Here is an 18,550-nt window from a genome sequence, read left to right on the forward strand (position 1 = left end):
CAGCCCGATTTTCTGTGCTAGGACGACCGGGCCGCGCGGGCCTTCCGCCCATGCGGCGGCGTGAATTTCTGACGGGCGGTATGGAATGACAGGCATCAGATCGGGTTCCTTGGTCGCGGCTGTGCTGTCGTTGGGCCTGCTGGCGGGCTGTTCGGGCGGTGCGGGGAACAAGCCCGAATCATTCGAGAATTTTACCGCCGAACAGATCTACAAGCGCGGCGAATACGAGCTTGAGAACTCGCGCAGGCCCAAGGACGCGGTGCAGTATTTCTCCGAGGTCGAGCGGCTTTACCCCTATTCCGAATGGGCCAAGCGCGCGCTGATCATGCAGGCCTATGCCTATCACCGCGCCCGCGACTACGAAGAGGCGCGGGGCGCCGCGCAGCGCTTCATCGACACCTATCCGGGCGATGCGGACGCGGCCTATGCGAAATACCTGCTGGCGCTCAGCTATTACGACCAGATCGACGAGGTCGGGCGCGACCAGGGCCTGACCTTCCAGGCGCTTCAGGCGCTGCGCGAGGTGATCGAGCAATATCCCGACACCGAATACGCCCGCTCGGCCATCCTGAAATTCGACCTGGCCTTCGACCATCTCGCCGCCAAGGAGATGGAGATCGGCCGCTACTACCTCAAGCGCGGCCATTACACCGCGGCGATCAACCGCTTCCGCGTCGTGGTCGAGGAGTTCCAGACCACCTCCCATACCCCCGAGGCGCTGATGCGCCTGGTCGAGGCCTATCTGGCGCTTGGCCTGAACGACGAGGCGCAGACGGCGGGCGCGATCCTGGGCCACAACTTCCAGTCCTCGCCCTTCTATCAGGATGCCCATGCGCAACTGCGCGGCCGCGGCCTGCAGGCCGAAGCGCGCGGCGACAGCTGGCTGACGCGGGTCTATCGCCAGGTCATCCAGGGCAAGTGGCTGTAAGCGGGCGATGCTGCGGCATCTCGACATCCGCGACATGTTGCTGATCGACCGGCTGGAACTGGAGTTCCGGCCGGGCCTCAACGTGCTGACCGGCGAGACGGGGGCGGGCAAGTCGATCCTGCTCGACTGCCTGGGCTTCGTGCTGGGCTGGCGCGGCCGCGCCGACCTGGTGCGCGCCGGCGCCAGCCAGGGCGAGGTGACGGCGGTCTTCGACCTGCCGCCCGGCCATCCCGCCCGCACCCTGCTGGACGAGGCGGGCTTTCCGGTCTCGGACGAGCTGATCATCCGCCGGGTGAATGCGCTGGACGGGCGCAAGACCGGCTGGATCAACGACCGCCGCGCCTCGGGCGAGGTGCTGCGCACGCTTTCGGAACTGCTGGTCGAGCTGCATGGCCAGCATGACGACCGCGGCCTCTTGAACCCGCGCGGCCACCGGCTGCTGCTGGATGCCTTTGCCGGGGTGGACCTGGGGCCGGTCCGTGCCGCCTGGGCCGCCCGGCGCGAGGCGCGCGCGGCGCTGGAACGGGCCGAGGCGGCGCTGGCCGCGGCGAAGGGCGAAGAGGATTTCCTACGCCATGCCGTGGCCGAACTCGACAAGCTCGACCCGCAGCCGGGCGAGGAGGCGGAACTGGACACCCGCCGCCGCGCCATGCAGGGCGCCGAGCGCATTCGCGAGGACGTGGCGCGGGCCTTGCAGGCGCTGGGGCCGCAAGGGGCCGAGGGCGCGATGCTGGATGCCGCGCGCTGGCTCGACGGTGCCGCCGAGCGGGCCGAGGGCCGGCTGGAGACGCCCGCGGCCGCGCTGCAGCGGGCGCTGATCGAACTGGGCGAGGCGGCCTCGGGCGTCGAGGCGGCGCTGGAGGCGATGGATTTCGACCCGCGCGACCTCGAGACGACCGAGGAACGGCTGTTCGCGCTGCGCGCGCTTGCGCGCAAGCATGAGGTGCTGGCCGACGACCTGGCGGGGCTGGCTGACACGCTGCGGGAGCGGCTGGGCCGGATCGACGCGGGCGAGGGGGATCTGGCGCGCCTGCGCGAGGCCGTGGCGGCGGCCGACGCCGCCTATGGCGCGGCGGCGGCGGGGCTGAGCGACCAGCGCGCCACGGCTGCCAAGCGGCTCGATGCCGCGATGGCGGCCGAACTCGCGCCGCTGAAGATGGAGCGCGCGGTCTTCGAGACCCGGCTTGCCGAGGCCGAGCCGGGCCCTGAGGGCCGCGACGCGGTGGCCTTCACCGTCGCCACCAATCCGGGCGCCCCGGCCGGGCCGCTGGACCGCATCGCCTCGGGCGGCGAGCTGTCGCGCTTCCTGCTGGCGCTCAAGGTCTGCCTGGCGCGCGGCAACGACGCGCTGGTGCTGATCTTCGACGAAATCGACCGCGGCGTCGGCGGCGCCACCGCCGATGCGGTCGGCCGGCGCCTGGCCCGGCTGGCCGAGGGCGCGCAGGTGCTGGTCGTTACCCATAGCCCGCAGGTCGCGGCGCTTGGCGGGCATCATTTCCGGGTCGCGAAATCGGTCGAGGGCGGCATGACCACCTCGAACGTCGCCGCGCTGACCGCCAGCCAGCGCATCGAGGAAATCGCCCGCATGCTCGCCGGCGAAGAGATCACCCCCGCCGCCAAGGCGGCCGCGCGCGCGCTGCTCGAACCCTAGGCCCAGCCTTGGACGCGGCCGAATCGCGCCCCGCCGCCGCGGCGATGCGCGGTGGATCGCGCGGGCCAGCCCGGCGCTGCCATGCCGCGCATGCCGGCCGGTTGTGACATGAAATCGACAACCGGGCCGCGGCGGGCAAATTTCCGGCGCCGCCGGCAAGCCCAGGATGGAAATACCTTTGCAATCTAGTAAGGATTTCGGACCCGGACGCTTTCCGGGCAGATCAGCGGGGCAGGGTGTCGATCGGCGAGAATCCCAGATGCGAGTTCCATGCGCTTTATGCCGCTCATCACGGCTGGCTGCATGGCTGGCTGCGCGGCAAGCTGGGCGACAGCGGCGATGCGGCGGATCTGGCCCATGACACATTCCTGCGGCTGCTGGCCTCGCGGCGCTCGCAACTGGGCGACCGGCCCCGCGCGCTTCTGACCCATATCGCCAAGGGCCTGCTGGCCGATCACTGGCGGCGCCGGCGCGTCGAAAGGGCCTATCAGCAGGCCATCGCCCATCTGCCCGCCCCTGCGGTTCCGCCCGCCGAAGAGCAGATGCTGGTCATCGAGGCCCTGATGCGGATCGACGCCGTTCTGGCGCGGCTGCCGGCCTTTACCCGCGAGGTCTTTTTGCTGGCCCAGCTGGACGGGCTGACCCTGCAGCAGATCGCCCAGCGGGTGCAGGCGCCGGTCATCACCGTCAGGCGGCATGTCCGCAAGGCGCTGCTGGCCTGCATGGAGGCGGCCTGACATGGCGCAGCCTTGCGGGGACGCCTTGCTGGAGGAAGCCGCCGACTGGGCCATGGCCATGCGCTACGGCGCCCCCGGCGAGGTCGACCGCGCCGCCTTCGACCGCTGGCTGGCCCAGGGCCCGCAGCATGCCGCGGCCTGGGCGCGGGCGCAGGCGGTGTTCCAGACCTTCGACCGGCTGCCGCGCGGGCTGGGCCAGGATGTCCTGCGCACCATCGAACCGCAGCCCAACAGGCGCCGGGCGCTCGGCCTGCTGGGCGGCCTGCTGCTCGTCCCGCCGGCCGGGGCGCTGGCCTGGCAGCAGCCTTGGCAGAAATGGCGCGCCGACGTGGCCACGGCGGTGGGCGAGCGCAAGGCGCTGGACCTGCCCGACGCCTCGGAACTGGTGCTGAACACCGACAGCGCGGCGGACATCGCCTTTACCGCCGCCGAGCGGCGCATCCACCTGCACAGCGGCGAGATCCTGGTCACGACCCATGCCGATCCCGCGCCGGCCCCGCGTCCGCTGCTGGTCGCCACGGCCTTTGGCGAGATCCGGGCGCTGGGAACCCGCTTCAGCGTGCGGCACCTGGAAAACGACCTGGCGCGGGTCTCGGTCTTTCGCCATGCGGTCGAGATCCGGCCGCTGGATGCCCCGCCCCATGTCCTGCGCCAGGGCGAGCAGGCGGATTTCGGCCGCGGCGGGGTCAGGCGGCCGGCGGCGGTGGATGACAGTGCGGCGATCTGGGAACAGGGCATGCTGCTGGCGCAGGACATGCGGCTGGGCGAGGTGATTGCCGAGATGGCGCGCTATCGCCATGGCGTGCTGCGCTGCGATCCCGCCGTGGCGGGGATACGGGTCTCGGGGGCGATCTCGCTGGCCGATACGGATCGCGGCCTCGACCTGCTGGCGCAGACCCTGCCGGTGCGCATCCAGCGCCGCACGCCCTGGTGGGTGGTGGTCGCGCCGCGCGCCTGAAAGGCCCGGCGCGGGAAGTTTTTTTGCCGCCAGGGTGATCACTTTTCGGATCTCGTCCGGTGAATGGGGAAAGGGAGCCAGCCAAGCAGGTATCAGCCCGCTGCCCTTCATCCATTCCAGACAGGACGAAGCAGCATGACTTATCTTACCTGCGCGCCGGTGGCGGTTGCCCGCGCCCTCGCGCTTTCGACCGGGCTATCGGCCCCGCGCGGCGCGGCGCGGGCGCTTCTGGTCGGCACCGCGCTGGGTGCCACGATCACCGCCCCCGCCTTTGCGCAGGCGCGCGACTATGCCATCGGCCCCGGCCGGCTCAGCGACGTGCTGGCGCGCTATGCGGCCGCCTCGGGCGTGCAGCTGGTCTATGAACCCTCGGCGCTGGCGGGGCTGCAAAGCGCCGGCATTCGCGGCAGCTACACGGTCGAGCAGGGCTTTTCCGTCCTGCTGTCCGGCAGCGGCTACCAGCTGCAGCAGGCGGGGCCGCGAAGCTATGTCCTGGTCCGGCCCGGTGCCGCGGCGCCGGCGGGGGCGGGCGATGGTGCGGTGGTCCTGGATACCGTCACCCTGCGCGGCGGCAGCGCCACGACCGAGGGCAGCGGCTCCTATGCCACGCCGTCCGCCAGCATCGCCCGCGGCGCCGAGTCGCTGAAGGAGGTGCCGCAATCGGTCACGGTCCTGACCAGCCAGGCGATCGAGGACCAGGGCCTGACCATGATGTCCGACGCCATGGCCAAGACCCCGGGCATCGTCGCCATCACCGACGGCATGGGCAACCCCGAGTTCCATTCGCGCGGCTTCGTCATCAACAATTACCAGATCGACGGGTTGGGCACCTCGTATGATTCCACATTCCGGCCGGATTTCGACTTGGCGATCTATGACCGGCTGGAAGTGCTGCGCGGGGCCGAGGGGCTGTTTTCCGCCGCGGGCGAGCCGGGCGGCACCATCAACCTGGCGCGCAAGCGCCCGACGGATGAACTGCGCTCGGCGGTGACGCTGGCCTATGGCAGCTGGAACAACCGCCGGCTTGAGGCCGATATCGGCGGCCCGCTGGGGTTCGACGGCCGGTTGCGCGGCCGGCTGGTCGGCGTCTGGCAAGACCGCGACTATTTCTACAAGCCGGCGGATGAGGAAAAGCAGGTTCTCTACGGCATCCTGGAATACGACCTGACGCCCTCGACCACGATCAGCGCCGGGATCAGCTACCAGCGCCAGGACGGCACCATGTGGCAGAGGGGCCTGCCGACCTATACCGACGGCAGCCAGCTTGGCCTGCCGCGCGACGTGGCGCTGACGGTGGACTGGGCCAAGCGCGAACAGACCATCCGCGAGCTTTTCGCCTCGGTCGAGCATCGGTTCGATTCGGACTGGACGCTCAAGCTCAGCGCCGCACGGCAACGCTTTGATTTCGATTACCTCAACCTCAGTCTCGGCGGTCCGATCGATCCGGTGACGGGTTCTTTCGGCACGCCGAGCGCCTTTTCCGAAGACGACGGCAACCACTCGGACGGGGTGGACCTGAGCCTTTCGGGTCGCTTCGATGCCTGGGGTCGGGAATACAAGCTGACCATGGGCGCCGACTGGCGGCGCAGCTACGGCAAGCAGTTGCGCAACCGCATCGACACGGCGTTTCCCGAGGGCGAAATCCGTCTGGGCGACTTCCCTGGTCTGGACCTGCCCGCGCCGGTGCGGGGCAGGGCCGGATCCGGTTGGCCGGCATGGGGCGGCAAGCAGCAAGGCATCTATGCCCGGCTGGACATGCAGGCGACCGACAGGATGCATGTCATCGTCGGCGGCCGTTACGGCAACTACAGGCATTCCGAGACTATGGAGGAGTATGACGAGGACGGAAACGTCACCTATCGCGACACCAGCTGGCGCTGGAGCGAAAACGGCATCTTCACGCCCTATGCCGCCGTCACCTATGACCTGACGCCGGACTGGACCGCCTATGCCAGCCTGACCGAGATCTACAAGCCGCAGGGCAACACTTTTGCCGGTCCGCCCGATAACCCGACCCAACTGGACCCGATCACCGGCCGCAACTACGAACTGGGCGCCAAGGGTGCCATCATGGGGGGTGCGCTGAACCTTGCGGCTGCGCTCTATCGCATCGAGCGCCAGGGCGAGAAGGTGGAGGATCCGCGCTATGAGGACGAGCTCGGCACCTATTACCTGCCGTTGGGCGAGATCGTCAGCCAGGGTATCGACCTGGAGGTCTCGGGCGAGGTCGCGCCGGGCTGGCAGGTCTTTGCCGGCTATACCTACAACCATAACAAGAACACGAGGGAGAACGCCGTCTTCAGCGCCCTGACCCCCCGCCACATGTTCAAGCTGTGGACCGACTACAACCTGCCGGGCGACTGGTCGAAATGGACCTTCGGCGGCGGGGTGACGGTGAAAAGCCGGCACGCGAACAGCGGCACCTATTGGTTGCGCGGCCCCGACGGCAACTGGACCCAGCCCGAGTTCGAGATCAGGCAGGGCGGCTATTCGGTCTGGGATGCGCATGTGCAATACCGGATCGACGAGCAATGGGCGCTGGCGCTGAACGTGAACAACGTCTTCGACAAGACCTATTACGCCACCATCGGCACTCCCGGCGGCGGCAATTGGTATGGCGAGCCCCGGAATGCCACGCTGACCCTGCGCGGCCGGTTCTGAGGCGTGCCGCAAGCCGTCGGCCGGGCTTTCCCCGGCCGATGCGCACCCGCCTTGGCCTGTTGCGCTTGGGCCGGGGCGGCCCTAAGCAGCAGGGACGCCATGTGCAGGGCCGCCGGTCCCCCGACCGTCGCCATCGGACCCTCGCAAAGCCAGATCGCCGCGCCGCCTGCGGCGAAGGTTGCAGGCGTGCCTCATCACTTCCGACGCGATCCGGCCAGGTCGGATCTTCCTGTTTTCGGGCACCGAATGGACCCTGTGCATGAACGCGCTTCTACAGTCCGAGACTGACCTGCCGCCGCCCCTGCCCGCGCAAGCACCCGCCCGCCGCGGCCGCCGCGCCCTGCTGGCCGTGCTGGCGCTGGCCGCCCTGGCGGGCGCGGGGCTGTGGCATCTGCGCGGCGGGCCGCCCGCCGTCGCCTATGACACCGCGCCGGTCATGCGCCGCGACCTGGAAAACGCCGTGACCGCCTCGGGCCGGATCGAGCCGCATGCCCATGTCGATGTGGGCGCGCAGGTCTCGGGGCAGTTGCGCCGGCTGCATGTCGCGGCCGGCGACCGGGTCGAGGCGGGGCAGCTCTTGGCCGAGATCGACGCCGAGGTGCAGGCGGCGCAGGTCGAGGGCTTGCAGGCCGAACTGGCCCGCCTGGCCGCCGAGCGCAGCGAATTGCAGGCGCAGCTGGGCTTTGCCGAACGCCAGGCCGGGCGGCATTCCTCGCTGGCCGGGCGCAGCAGCAGCCGGGTGACGCTGGAAGAGGCCGAGCGCGACCGCGACGTGTTGCGCGCCCGGATCGAGGCGCTGGACGCCACCATCCGCCGCAGCCGCGCCGAATTGCGTGCCGAGGAGGCGACGCTGGCCCGCTCACGCATCACCTCGCCCATGGCCGGCACCGTGGTCGCCGCCCTGGCGCGCGAGGGGCAGACGCTGAACGCCAATTACGACACGCCGCTGATCCTGCGCATCGCCGACCTGGCCACCATGACGGTGCGCAGCGACGTCTCCGAGGCGGATGTGGTGCATCTGCGCCCCGGCATGCCGGTCTGGTTCACCACGCTCGGTTTTCCCGACCGCAAGCATCGCGCCACCCTGCGCCAGGTGCTGCCCGCGCCGCCGGTCAAGGAGGGCGAGGAGGCCAATTCCGTCGTTACCTACGTGGCGCTGTTCGACATCGCCAATCCGGGCGGCGCGCTGCTTTCGGGCATGACCGCGCAGGTCTTCTTCGTCACCGAAAGCGTGGCGGACGTGCTGGCCATCCCGGTCTCGGCGCTGGACGAGGACGGGGCCGTGCGGGTTCTGAACCGCGCCGGCATGCCGGAAACCCGCCGCCCCCGGACCGGAATGCGCACCCGCTCCCATGTCGAGATCACCTCGGGGCTGGAGGAAGGCGAGCTGGTGATCACCGGCACCCGCCCCCCCGAGGGCGAGCCTTTGCTGAGGATCGCACCGTGACCGCCCCGGCGGATGACCTTCCGCTGATCCGCATCCGCGGGTTGCACCGGGTCTTCGGCGAGGGTGCGGCGCGCGCCCATGTGCTGCGCGGCATCGACCTCGACATCCGCGCGGGCGAGTTCGTGGCCATCGTCGGCACCTCGGGGTCCGGCAAGTCGACGCTGATGAACATCCTCGGCCTCTTGGACCGGCCGACGGCGGGCAGCTATCACCTGGCCGGGCAGGACGTGGCGCGGCTGTCGCGCGACGCGCAGGCGGGGCTGCGCAATCGCCTGTTCGGCTTCGTCTTCCAGCAATACAACCTGATCCCGACGCTGACGGCGCTGGAGAATGTCGCGCTGCCCGCCAGCCATGCCGGGGCCGCGCGCGAGGCGCGGCGGGCGCGGGCGGCGGCGCTGCTGGAAAGCCTCGGGCTGGGGCACCGGATGGGGGCGCGTCCCGCGCAGATGTCGGGCGGCCAGCAGCAGCGCGTGTCCATCGCGCGGGCGCTGATGAACGGCGGCGCGGTGATCCTGGCGGACGAGCCGACCGGCGCGCTCGACGCCGAAAGCGGCCGGCAGGTCATGCGGCTGCTGTCGGATCTTGCCGCCAAGGGCCATACGGTGATCCTGATCACCCATGACGCCGACATCGCCGCCCGCGCCGGTCGGGTGATCCGCGTGGCCGAGGGGCGGATCGCCGGCGACAGCGGCTTTGCCCCGCCGGCCGAGCCGGCCCCGGACCTGCCGCCGCCGGTCCACCGCCGCCCGGCGCTTCTCTCTACCCTGCGCGAGGCCGCCCGCGCGGCCTTTGCCGCCATCGCCGCCAGCCCGGTGCGCACCGCGCTGACGCTGTCGGGCATCGTCATCGGCGTGGCCTCGGTCGTCGCCATGCTGGCCATCGGCCGCGGCGCGCAGGAGGAGTTCATCCGCCGCGCCTCGGCCATCGGCACCAACTGGGTCGTGGTCGGCTCGGACCAGGACACGCGCATGCCGCGCCGGCCGCTGACGCTTCAGGATGCGATGGCGCTGAAGGGCCTGCCCAATGTCGCGGGCGTGATGCCGGGGCGGTGGGAACAGGCGAGGGTCGCCGCGGGCGGGCTGTCCATCGACAGTGACATCCTGGGCACCGACCGCGATTTCCGCGGCGTGCATGGCTGGGACGTGGTGCGCGGCAGCTTCTTTTCCGAAACGGACGAGCGCGGCGGCAGCCCGGTGCTGCTTCTGGGCGCGACCGTGGCGCGGACGCTGTTTCCCGACACCCGCGATCCGACGGGCGAGTTCGTCATGGTCAACATGTCGCCCTTTCTGGTCGGCGGCGTGCTGGAGGCCAAGGGGCTGAGCCAGGACGGCAGCGACCGCGACAAGGTGGTGGCCATGCCGCTTGCCAGCCTGGAAAGCCGGGTCTACGGGCCGGGCGAGCTGTCGGTGATCGTGGTCGCATTGCAGGACATGGCGCGGCTGGACGAGACGAACGCGCTGCTGCGCCAGGTGATGACCCAGCGCCACGGGGCCGAGGATTTCTGGCTGGCCGATGCCGCGGGCGCCTTTGCCGCAGCCGAGGCCGAGCGCGCCTCGCAGAACCTGCTGCTGGGCGCCATCGCGGCGATCTCGATCTTCGTCGGCGGCATCGGGGTGATGAACATCATGTTCATCACCGTGCGCGAACGCACCCGCGAGATCGGCATCCGCGCCGCCACCGGCGCCTCGATGCGCGACATCCTGGTGCAGTTCCTGACCGAGGCCACGGTGCTGTCGGCGCTTGGCGGCCTGGCCGGGCTGGCGCTGGCGGGCGGGATCGGCGCGGTCGCCGCCTCGGGCTTCGGCATGCCGGTGGTGTTTTCCGTCACCGTGGCGCTTGGCGCGCTGGCCGGCGCCACCGCCATGGGCGCCGCCTTCGGCCTGGTCCCCGCCATCCGCGCCGCCAGGCTAAGCCCCGTCGAGGCGCTGGCCAGCCCTTGATCTTCCCGCCAGCCGTCCTGCCGGACCGCCAGCCTTTCCCCGAACCGCTGCCCCTGCGGCCCCGAACAGGAGAATGACGATGAAACCGAAGACCCGGACCGCATGGCGCATGGCGCTGCCTGCTTTGATGGCGCTGGCGCTGGCCATGCCTGCTGCCGCGCAGGACGCCCCCGCCGAGCCCGAAGCCATGAGCATGGCCCAGTTCGCCCCCGCCGTGATCCGCACCGATTCCATCCCCGGCGCCTACGAGGCCGTGCATTGGGCCGAGGCCGGGCTGGTCTTCGTCGCCTCGGTGCCCAGCTTCGACAAGGGCACGCCGGGCTTCATCCATGTGCTGGACGCCAATGACCTGCACCCGATCCGGCAGATCCAGCTGCCGCGCCGGCCCTTCGCGCTGGCGCTGGACCGCAGCGCGGGGCGGCTTTACGCCGGCAATACGCTGGACGGCTCGCTGACCGTGATCGATGCGCGGGGCGGGCAGATCCTCGACACCATCCAGCTCGGCCAGCCCGACGGCGAGGGCTTCGAGCATACCCGCATGATCGCGCTGGACGAGGAAAAGGGCCTCGCCTTCGTCACCAGTCCCGGCCAGAAGGGCGTGACCTGGATCGTGGACACCAAGGCGGGGGAACTCTTGCACCGGATCGAGGGCGGGCTCTGGACCGCCGGCGCCGCCTATGACGCGGCTGCCGGGCGCTTCTACGCCGGCGGCGGCGGCATCGAGGAGATCGCGGTGATCGACGCGGCCGGCGCGCGGGTCGGCGCGATCTCGACCGGCGACACCACCGAGGAAGGGGCCGAGGCCTCGCAGCATTTCCTCGTGAACCTGGCGATCGACGCCGAGGGCCAGCGCCTGTTTGCGGCCGATGCCAACCAGGGCGCGCTTTACGTCTTCGACATCGCCGGGGCCGAGGTGGCCAAGCAGGTTCCGGTCGGCACCGGCATGCTGGACGTGGCCTATAACCCGGCGCGGTCCGAGATCTACGCCACCTGGCGCGGGGTCGAGCGCGAGAACAAGGCCGGCACCGGCGGCCTGGCAGTGATCGATGCGCAGGACTATGCGGTCAAGCAGCGCATCCCGCTGCCCAGCCATCCCAACAGCCTGGAGGTCAGCGAGGACGGCCGGACCCTGTTCGTGACGGTCAAGGCCCCGCATGACAAGGACCACCCGGACTATCGCGAGGGCGCGCTGGATTCGCTGCTGCGCATCGACCTGGAAAGGCTGGGCGAAGGGGGCGAATAAGCCTCGGCCCGCTGGCCGCTTCGCCAGGGCTTGGGCCGGTTCCGACCACCGGTCCTCCCGGCGAAGCGGCCGGCCCGGATTTATCGTGGCGGGGCGGGCCCGATCCCGCCCCGGCGCGGCCGATCCGATGGGCCGGGATGGTCCGGCGATCCGATCCGGCGCCGCCCTGGCCGAGGTTTTCGATCCCGGCGGGGGGCGATGCTTCATGCGTCCTTGGCGGGGTTCCGACGACTGACTGCATTTCGCAGCCACGCGCAGGGCAAGCCCCGCCCCCTAAGGGATTGATCGCCAGGGGACGGCCGCCGGTGGCGAACCTTTCGCCGTCTTCACCTTTTGCGCGTCGGGGCGGTGGTCCTGCGATCACCGGCCCGTTGCGGGCGGCAGGGGAAATCCCGGCCGCAAAGGCCACCGCGCTCCGGCTTCGATGCCTCCACCGCTCCTGTCGCCATGCAGCCGGCCGGCGGCGGCCTTAGACCTCTTCGATCCGCAGCTCGACCGGCTCGCCGGCGATGACGCCGGTGCGGGGCAGGGCCTCGATGGCATGGTCGATGGCCTCGGGCGTGGTCTTGTGGGTGACGATCAGCACCGGCGCCACCCCTTCGGTGCGGGAATGGCCGTATTGCCGCATGCGGTCGATCGAGATGCCCGCATCGCCCAGGACCGTCGCCACCTTGGCCAGCGCCCCCGGCTTGTCGGTCAGTTGCAGGCGGATGTAATAGGCCGCCGGCACCGCCGTGCGTGCCGGCTGCGGGCTGGCCAGCGTCGCCGCCGGCTGGCCGAAGCTCGGCATGCGCACGCCGCGCGCGATCTCGACCACGTCGGACATCACCGCGCTGGCGGTCGGGCCCTCGCCGGCCCCGGCGCCGCGCAGCACGATCTGGCCGACCGCATCGCCCTCGATCACCACCATGTTGGTGCCGCCCTGCAACTGCCCCAGCGGGCTGTCGGCGGGCACCAGGCAGGGCGACATGCGCTGTTCCAGCCCGCGCCCGGTCATCTGCGCCACGCCCAGAAGCTTGATGCGATAGCCCATGTCGGCGGCGCGGCGGATGTCGTCGATGCTGACCCGCTCGATGCCCTCGATCTCGACCGCGTCGAAGCTGGGCCGGGTGCCGAAGGCGATCGCCGACAGGATCGCCAGCTTGTGGCTGGCGTCGATGCCGCCGACGTCCAGCGTCGGATCGGCCTCCAGATAGCCCAGCTGCCGCGCCTCCTCGAAGACCTCCTCATAGGGCAGGCCGGCGCTTTCCATCCGGGTCAGGATATAGTTGCAGGTGCCGTTCATGACGCCCATGACGCGGCGGATCTCGTTGCCCGAAAGCGATTCGGTCATCGCCTTGATCACCGGGATGCCGCCCGCCACCGCGGCCTCGAAACGGATCACCCGGCCATTGGCCTCGGCCAGTTCCGCCAGCTCCTGGCCGTGGATCGCCAGCAGCGCCTTGTTGGCCGTCACCACGTCCTTGCCGGCGCGCAGCGCGGCCGTCACCGCCTCGCGGGCGATGCCCTCGTCGCCGCCGATCAGCTCGACGAAGACATCCACGTCCTCGCGCAGCGCGAGCGCACGGGCGTCCTCTTCCCAGCCATAGCCGGACAGGTCCAGGTCGCGGTTCTTGCGCCGGTCGCGGGCGCAGACGGCGGTGACGGTGATCGGCCGGCCGGCGCGCAGGGCCAGCAGGGCGGCGTGTTTCTGGATGATCTTGACGGTGCCGGTGCCGACCGTCCCGAGGCCAGCGATGCCGAGACGAAGCGGAGAGGCGTTTTGCCCCTGGTTCTGGGCGGACATATGAAACTCTTATCTATGGACGATGCGGTGTTAGCGGATGGCGCGGCACGTTGCAACGCGCATGGCTGCCGGCCGCGGCTCAGGCCTCGTCGTCGCCCGCCCAATAGCCCCGCACGCCGGTCGCCCGCATCACCCGCAGCACGCGGGTGCCGATCTCGACCGTGTCGGCGCGGATGACCTCCAGGTCGGCGATGCCCAGGGGCTGGCGCTGCACCTCGCCCTTGGTGTTGACGAAGGCGGGGTGCCAGCGCGCCTTGTCCTCGGTCGGCCGCCACGAGGCATGGCACAGCAGGTTGCGCTGCAGGCGGATCTCGGCCAGCCGGTCGGTGATGCGGTTGCGGTCGCGCAGGCCGGGATAGCGGCGCATGGCGGCGTCGAGCTGCTCGATCAGCGTGCCCATGGAATCGTCGGCGATCGAGACCATGCGGGTCAGCCAGCTTTGCAGCTCTTCCTCGGTCAGGTCGTCGGCCAGCCGCGCGCGGTCCAGCGCATAGATGGTGCGCTTGATGATCTCCTCGAGCCAGCCGAAATTCGCCACGCATTGCCCCAGGGCTGCGGCGAAATCCGGCGGCAGGGTGTAATGCGTCTCGGGCGGCGCGCCTATCCTGGCCATGATGCACCGATAGGGGCGAGGGGAAGCAGGCCATGGCCCAAGCCCACAGGCCGCGGCCCGCCGGATGCCGCCCGCCGGGGGTCAAGCGGCGTGCGAGCGCGCAGCGGGACCGCATCGGGCGGCAAGCAGGCCGCGGCCCCTCGAGGCGCCCCGCGTCTCAAGAAAATGTCTTTGCGGCCGATTTTTCCGTTGCCTGCGATGCCGGTGATCTGCCTGCCCCTGCCGTCGTCCATCCTGTCCCCGCGCTGCCGGGCACGAGTTTTCCATAGCGCCCGGCGGCAGGCAAGCCGGGTCAGAGGATCTTTTGCAGCAGCACCAGGTCCAGCCAGCGGCCGAACTTGCGCCCCGCCTGCGGGACCAGCCCGACCTGGCGATAGCCGATGGCGCGGTGAAAGGCGAGGCCGGCGCCGTTCTCGGCCGAGACGGCGGCGATCATGCCATGCGCGCCCCCGGCGCGGGCGTGATCCTCCAGCGCCGCCATCAGCGCCCGGCCGACCCCGCGCCCGCGCGCGGCGGGGGACAGGATCACGGTATGCTCCATGCAATGGGCATAGCCGTTGCCGGCGCGAAACTGGTCATAGCTCGCCAGCCCCAGCACGCGCCGGCCTCTTCGGCGACCAGGAACGCCCGCCCGGCGGCCCGGCGGCTGGCGATCATCCGCGCCAGCCCCTCTGCCGTCCTCTCCTCGCTGGAAAAGGTGATCGTGGTCTCGCGGATCAGCGGGTTCCAGAACGCCAGGATCGCCGGAATGTCCCCCTCGGCAACAGGACGCAGCATCATTGCCGGGCCTCCCTCCCCGCGCCGCCCATCGGGCAAGGGCCGCGCGCTTCTTCGTTCCCCAAATACCCATGCGGCCGCGACGCCGGGCGCCCCGGCCGCAGGCTTGTCATGCCGCCCGCGCCGCGCGGATCAGGCCGAGGATGTCGCGTGCCGCCGCGGGGATGTTTGTCCCCGGCCCGAAGATCGCCTTCACGCCGGCCTTCTTCAGGAAATCGTAGTCCTGCTGCGGAATCACGCCGCCGCAGATCACGATGATGTCGCCCGCGCCCTGCTCCTTCAGCGCCGCGATCAGCTTGGGCGCCAGGGTCTTGTGGCCCGCCGCCTGCGAGGAAATCCCCACCACATGCACGTCGTTGTCGATGGCGTCCTGCGCCGCTTCCTCGGGGGTCTGGAACAGCGGCCCCACGTCGACGTCGAAGCCGATGTCGGCGAAGGCGGTGGCGATCACCTTGGCGCCGCGGTCGTGGCCGTCCTGGCCCATCTTGACCACCAGCATGCGCGGGCGGCGACCTTCCTCTTCGGCGAAGGCCTCGACGTCGCGCTGGATCTGCGCGAAACCGTCGTCGCCCTCATAGGCGGCGCCATAGACGCCGGCCAGGGTCTTGACCTCGGCGCGGTGGCGGCCGAATTCCTTTTCCATCGCCATGCTGATCTCTCCTACAGAAGCGCGCGCCCGCGCGGCTTCGACCGCGGCTTCCAGCAGGTTGCCGCCTTCCTTCGCCCGGCGCGACAGTTCGGCCAGCGCCGCCTGGCATTTCGCCTCGTCCCGCGTCTCGCGCATCTTGTGCAGCCGCGCGATCTGGGCGTCGCGCACCTTCATGTTGTCGATGTCGAGGATGTCGATCGGATCCTCCTTGGCCAGGCGATACTTGTTCACGCCGACGATCACCTCCTCGCCGCGGTCGATCTGGGCCTGGCGGCGGGCCGCCGTCTCCTCGATGCGCAGCTTGGGCATCCCCGAGGCGACGGCCTTGGTCATGCCGCCCATGGCCTCGACCTCCTCGATCAGCGCCCAGGCCTTCTCGGCCAGCTGCGCGGTCAGGCTCTCGACGTAATAGCTGCCCGCCAGCGGATCGACGACATGGGTGATGCCGGTTTCCTCCTGCAGGATCAGCTGGGTGTTGCGGGCGATGCGGGCGCTGAACTCGGTCGGCAGCGCGATGGCCTCGTCCAGCGCGTTGGTGTGCAGCGACTGCGTGCCCCCCAGCGCCGCCGCCATCGCCTCATAGGCGGTGCGGACCACGTTGTTGTAGGGATCCTGCTCTTGCAGGCTGACGCCCGAGGTCTGGCAATGCGTGCGCAGCATCAGGCTGCCCGGCTTCTTGGGGTCGAATTCCTTCATGATCCGCGTCCACAGCAGGCGGGCGGCGCGCAGCTTGGCCGCCTCCATGAAGAAGTTCATGCCGATGGCGAAGAAGAAGGACAGCCGCCCGGCGAACTGGTCCACGTCCATGCCGGCCTTCAGCGCGGCGCGGACGTATTCGCGCCCGTCGGCCAGCGTATAGGCCAGCTCCTGCACCAGGTTCGCCCCCGCCTCCTGCATGTGATAGCCCGAGATCGAGATCGAGTTGAACTTGGGCATCTCGTTCGAGGTGTATTCGATGATGTCCGCGATGATCCGCATCGAGGGCTCGGGCGGATAGATATAGGTGTTGCGGACCATGAACTCCTTGAGGATGTCGTTCTGGATCGTGCCCGACAGCACGGCGCGGGAATGGCCCTGTTCCTCGCCGGTGACGATGAAATTCGCCAGAATCGGGATCACCGCGCCGTTCATGGTCATCGAGACCGACACCTTGTCCAGCGGGATGCCGTCGAACAGGATCTTCATGTCCTCGACGCTGTCGATGGCGACGCCGGCCTTGCCCACGTCGCCCTCGACGCGGGGATGGTCGCTGTCATAGCCGCGATGCGTCGCCAGGTCGAAGGCGACCGAGACGCCCTGCTGCCCGGCGGCCAGCGCCTTGCGATAGAAGGCGTTCGATTCCTCGGCGGTGGAAAAGCCGGCATATTGCCGGATGGTCCAGGGCCGGCCGGCATACATGGTGGCGCGCGGGCCGCGGGTGAAGGGCTCGATGCCGGGCAGGCTGCCCAGGTGATCCAGGCTCTTCACGTCCGCCTCGGTGTAAAGCGGCTTGACCTCGATCCCCTCCAGCGTGTGCCAGGTCAGGCTGTCGGGATCGGCGCCTTTCAGCTCCTTGCTGGCGAGCCGGCGCCATTCATCGAGGGCGGCTTTCGTGCTTTCGGTCATCTTGCATCCTTTCCCATGGCCCCTCGGCTCTTATATGAATGAGGAGAAGAGGGGGCGATGAAACTGAAACGGTTGATTTTGCTGGTCGTGGTGCCGCTGGTGGCGGCGATGGGTCCAAGGCCCGAAGGCGAGGCCGACGGCCATCGCCCATATGTCCGCGGCGAAGTGCCCGCCGCGCGCAGCGAGACGGGGACGCCCGCGCGTCCCGAAACGCCTGCGGGCGAATTGACGGTGCTGCCCGCCGCCGAGGCCGATCCGGCCGAGTTCAGGTGGCAGGCCCGGCCGGTGGTGATCTTTGCCGATACCGCCGCCGATCCGGCCTTCATCGAGCAGCTGGCCGCCTTGCAGCGCGACCCGGCGCCGCTGATCGCCCGCGACGTGGTGGTCGTCACCGATACCGAGCCGGCGGCGGCAAGCATCTGGCGCCGGCAATTGCGCCCCGAGGGGTTTTCGCTGGTGCTGATGGACAAGGACGGCCAAGTCAAGCAGCGCAAGCCCGTGCCCTGGTCGGTGCGCGAGATCACGCGGGCCATCGACAAGTTCCCGCTGCGCCTGCAGGAAATCGGCCGCGCCGGCCTGCCGTGACGCGGCATGGCGAAAATCGCAGCGATTCCGTTGCGGGACGGCCGCCCAGGCATTATCTTGGGGGCAGGGCCGCACGGATGCCCGGTGACAAGGAGAAGCTCGATGGCCAAAACGCCCTTGCTGCGCGCGACGGAAGAACCCGCCCCGGCGACGGTGTCCGGCCAGCCCAAGCCGGGCCCGGTCGCGGCCTCGCTGGCCGAGCGGCTGGCCCGTGCCCGCACCGCCAATGAGATGGCCATCATCGTCGGTCTGAAACCCATCAAAGGCCGCTCCGGTCCGAAGATCGCCTACTGAGGCGGTCGCGCAGTTCCGCCAACTCGCCGGGCAGGGCGGCGGCGATGCGCCCGGCGCTCGTCCGTTCCTCCTGTTGCAGCAATTCCTGAACCGCCCGCTCGCCGCCGAAGATGCTGGCCATGAGCAGCCGCATCGCCTCGTGCCCGGTCTCGCGCGCCGCCTCGGTCAGTCCCAGGTAATCCCCGAACATCTCGACCGCGCGGGCCGCGTCCTTCCTGGCCTGGCTGCGGATCGCCTCGGCAAAGGCGGCCATGACGGAAAGCTGCCGGTAATAGGTCACGACCGGGTCGATGACCGAGGCCGGAAGGACATGCACCTCGTCGAGGATGGCGGCAAAGATCCGGTCGTTGGCCTGGGTCGGGATCACCGGCACCCGGCCGCTGTCGCGCAGGCTGTCCAGCAGCCGCTGCGCCTCGTCCTCGTCCAGCCGCTGCGCTTCCAGCGCCACGACATGGGCGCGGATCTCGGCCAGCAGCGCGCGCTGCACGTCGCCGACCCGCTCGGCGCGCAGCTTGGCGTCGCGCCGGCGGTTCTGGAAGGCGACGACCCACCAGCCCGCGGCGATGAACAGCCCGGCGATCAACGCCTGCTGCGCATGGGGGCTGAGATAGTCGTCCAGAAGCGGCATGGTTCCCGATCCTCGTGCCGGGCGCTGGCGGGCGCCCGGCGGTTTCCC

The 18,550-nt window shown here is 70.1% G+C and carries 14 protein-coding genes and 1 pseudogene; 10 read left to right on the forward strand and 5 right to left on the reverse strand.

Features of this window, described 5'->3' with window-relative positions; all coding sequences use genetic code 11:
- Positions 1-85: 85 nt before the first annotated feature.
- The 8 genes from KF941_RS20670 (at position 86) to KF941_RS20705 (ending at position 11,565) form a co-directional block, all read left to right on the forward strand.
- Positions 86-928 (forward strand): outer membrane protein assembly factor BamD, encoded by an 843-nt coding sequence (locus tag KF941_RS20670; protein WP_036754985.1) that lies wholly within the window; start codon positions 86-88, stop codon positions 926-928.
- A gap of 7 nt (positions 929-935) precedes the next feature.
- A complete protein-coding gene (gene recN / locus KF941_RS20675) occupies positions 936-2,579 on the forward strand; it encodes a DNA repair protein RecN (protein WP_214274384.1) in 1,644 nt (547 codons plus the stop codon).
- 236 nt (positions 2,580-2,815) lie between these two features.
- Positions 2,816-3,316, forward strand: coding sequence for a sigma-70 family RNA polymerase sigma factor (locus tag KF941_RS20680; protein ID WP_072463485.1), 501 nt, complete (start codon positions 2,816-2,818; stop codon positions 3,314-3,316).
- A gap of 1 nt (position 3,317) precedes the next feature.
- Positions 3,318-4,274, forward strand: a complete 957-nt coding sequence (locus tag KF941_RS20685; protein ID WP_214274385.1) for a FecR domain-containing protein — start codon at positions 3,318-3,320, stop codon at positions 4,272-4,274.
- A gap of 135 nt (positions 4,275-4,409) precedes the next feature.
- Positions 4,410-6,935 (forward strand): TonB-dependent receptor, encoded by a 2,526-nt coding sequence (locus KF941_RS20690; protein ID WP_214274386.1) that lies wholly within the window; start codon positions 4,410-4,412, stop codon positions 6,933-6,935.
- 259 nt (positions 6,936-7,194) lie between these two features.
- Positions 7,195-8,382: an efflux RND transporter periplasmic adaptor subunit gene (locus tag KF941_RS20695; RefSeq protein WP_240540503.1), complete on the forward strand. Its 1,188-nt coding sequence runs from the start codon at positions 7,195-7,197 to the stop codon at positions 8,380-8,382.
- Complete coding sequence (locus tag KF941_RS20700; protein ID WP_214274387.1) at positions 8,379-10,322, forward strand: ABC transporter permease; 1,944 nt, start codon at positions 8,379-8,381, stop codon at positions 10,320-10,322. Before KF941_RS20695 ends, KF941_RS20700 begins: the two co-directional genes overlap by 4 nt.
- Before the next feature lie 79 nt (positions 10,323-10,401).
- Positions 10,402-11,565 (forward strand): hypothetical protein, encoded by a 1,164-nt coding sequence (locus tag KF941_RS20705; RefSeq protein WP_214274388.1) that lies wholly within the window; start codon positions 10,402-10,404, stop codon positions 11,563-11,565.
- Positions 11,566-12,034: 469 nt separating this feature from the next.
- Here KF941_RS20705 and KF941_RS20710 read toward each other — a convergent pair whose 3' ends face one another.
- From KF941_RS20710 to scpA, 4 genes and pseudogenes are all read right to left on the reverse strand, one after another.
- The gene (locus KF941_RS20710) at positions 12,035-13,351 is read right to left on the reverse strand and encodes a homoserine dehydrogenase (RefSeq protein ID WP_214274389.1); all 1,317 of its coding nucleotides are present in this window, start codon (positions 13,349-13,351) and stop codon (positions 12,035-12,037) included.
- A 79-nt stretch (positions 13,352-13,430) separates the two neighbouring features.
- Positions 13,431-13,964 (reverse strand): hypothetical protein, encoded by a 534-nt coding sequence (locus KF941_RS20715; protein WP_036756314.1) that lies wholly within the window; start codon positions 13,962-13,964, stop codon positions 13,431-13,433.
- A gap of 292 nt (positions 13,965-14,256) precedes the next feature.
- A pseudogene (locus KF941_RS20720) lies at positions 14,257-14,741 on the reverse strand (N-acetyltransferase family protein).
- 109 nt (positions 14,742-14,850) lie between these two features.
- Positions 14,851-16,995 (reverse strand): methylmalonyl-CoA mutase, encoded by a 2,145-nt coding sequence (gene scpA / locus KF941_RS20725; protein WP_072462995.1) that lies wholly within the window; start codon positions 16,993-16,995, stop codon positions 14,851-14,853.
- A 57-nt stretch (positions 16,996-17,052) separates the two neighbouring features.
- On the opposite strand from scpA, the gene KF941_RS20730 reads away from it, so the two are divergent.
- Complete coding sequence (locus tag KF941_RS20730) at positions 17,053-17,580, forward strand: DUF4174 domain-containing protein (RefSeq protein ID WP_036756322.1); 528 nt, start codon at positions 17,053-17,055, stop codon at positions 17,578-17,580.
- Between the two features lie 102 nt (positions 17,581-17,682).
- Positions 17,683-17,874: a hypothetical protein gene (locus KF941_RS20735; protein ID WP_036756324.1), complete on the forward strand. Its 192-nt coding sequence runs from the start codon at positions 17,683-17,685 to the stop codon at positions 17,872-17,874.
- Here the strand turns inward: KF941_RS20735 and KF941_RS20740 are convergent.
- Positions 17,840-18,502, reverse strand: a complete 663-nt coding sequence (locus KF941_RS20740; RefSeq protein WP_036756327.1) for a hypothetical protein — start codon at positions 18,500-18,502, stop codon at positions 17,840-17,842. The genes KF941_RS20735 and KF941_RS20740 overlap by 35 nt on opposite strands.
- Positions 18,503-18,550 lie beyond the last annotated feature (48 nt).

This window comes from Paracoccus sp. pheM1, assembly GCF_018499825.1.
GTDB classification, from domain to species: domain Bacteria; phylum Pseudomonadota; class Alphaproteobacteria; order Rhodobacterales; family Rhodobacteraceae; genus Paracoccus; species Paracoccus versutus.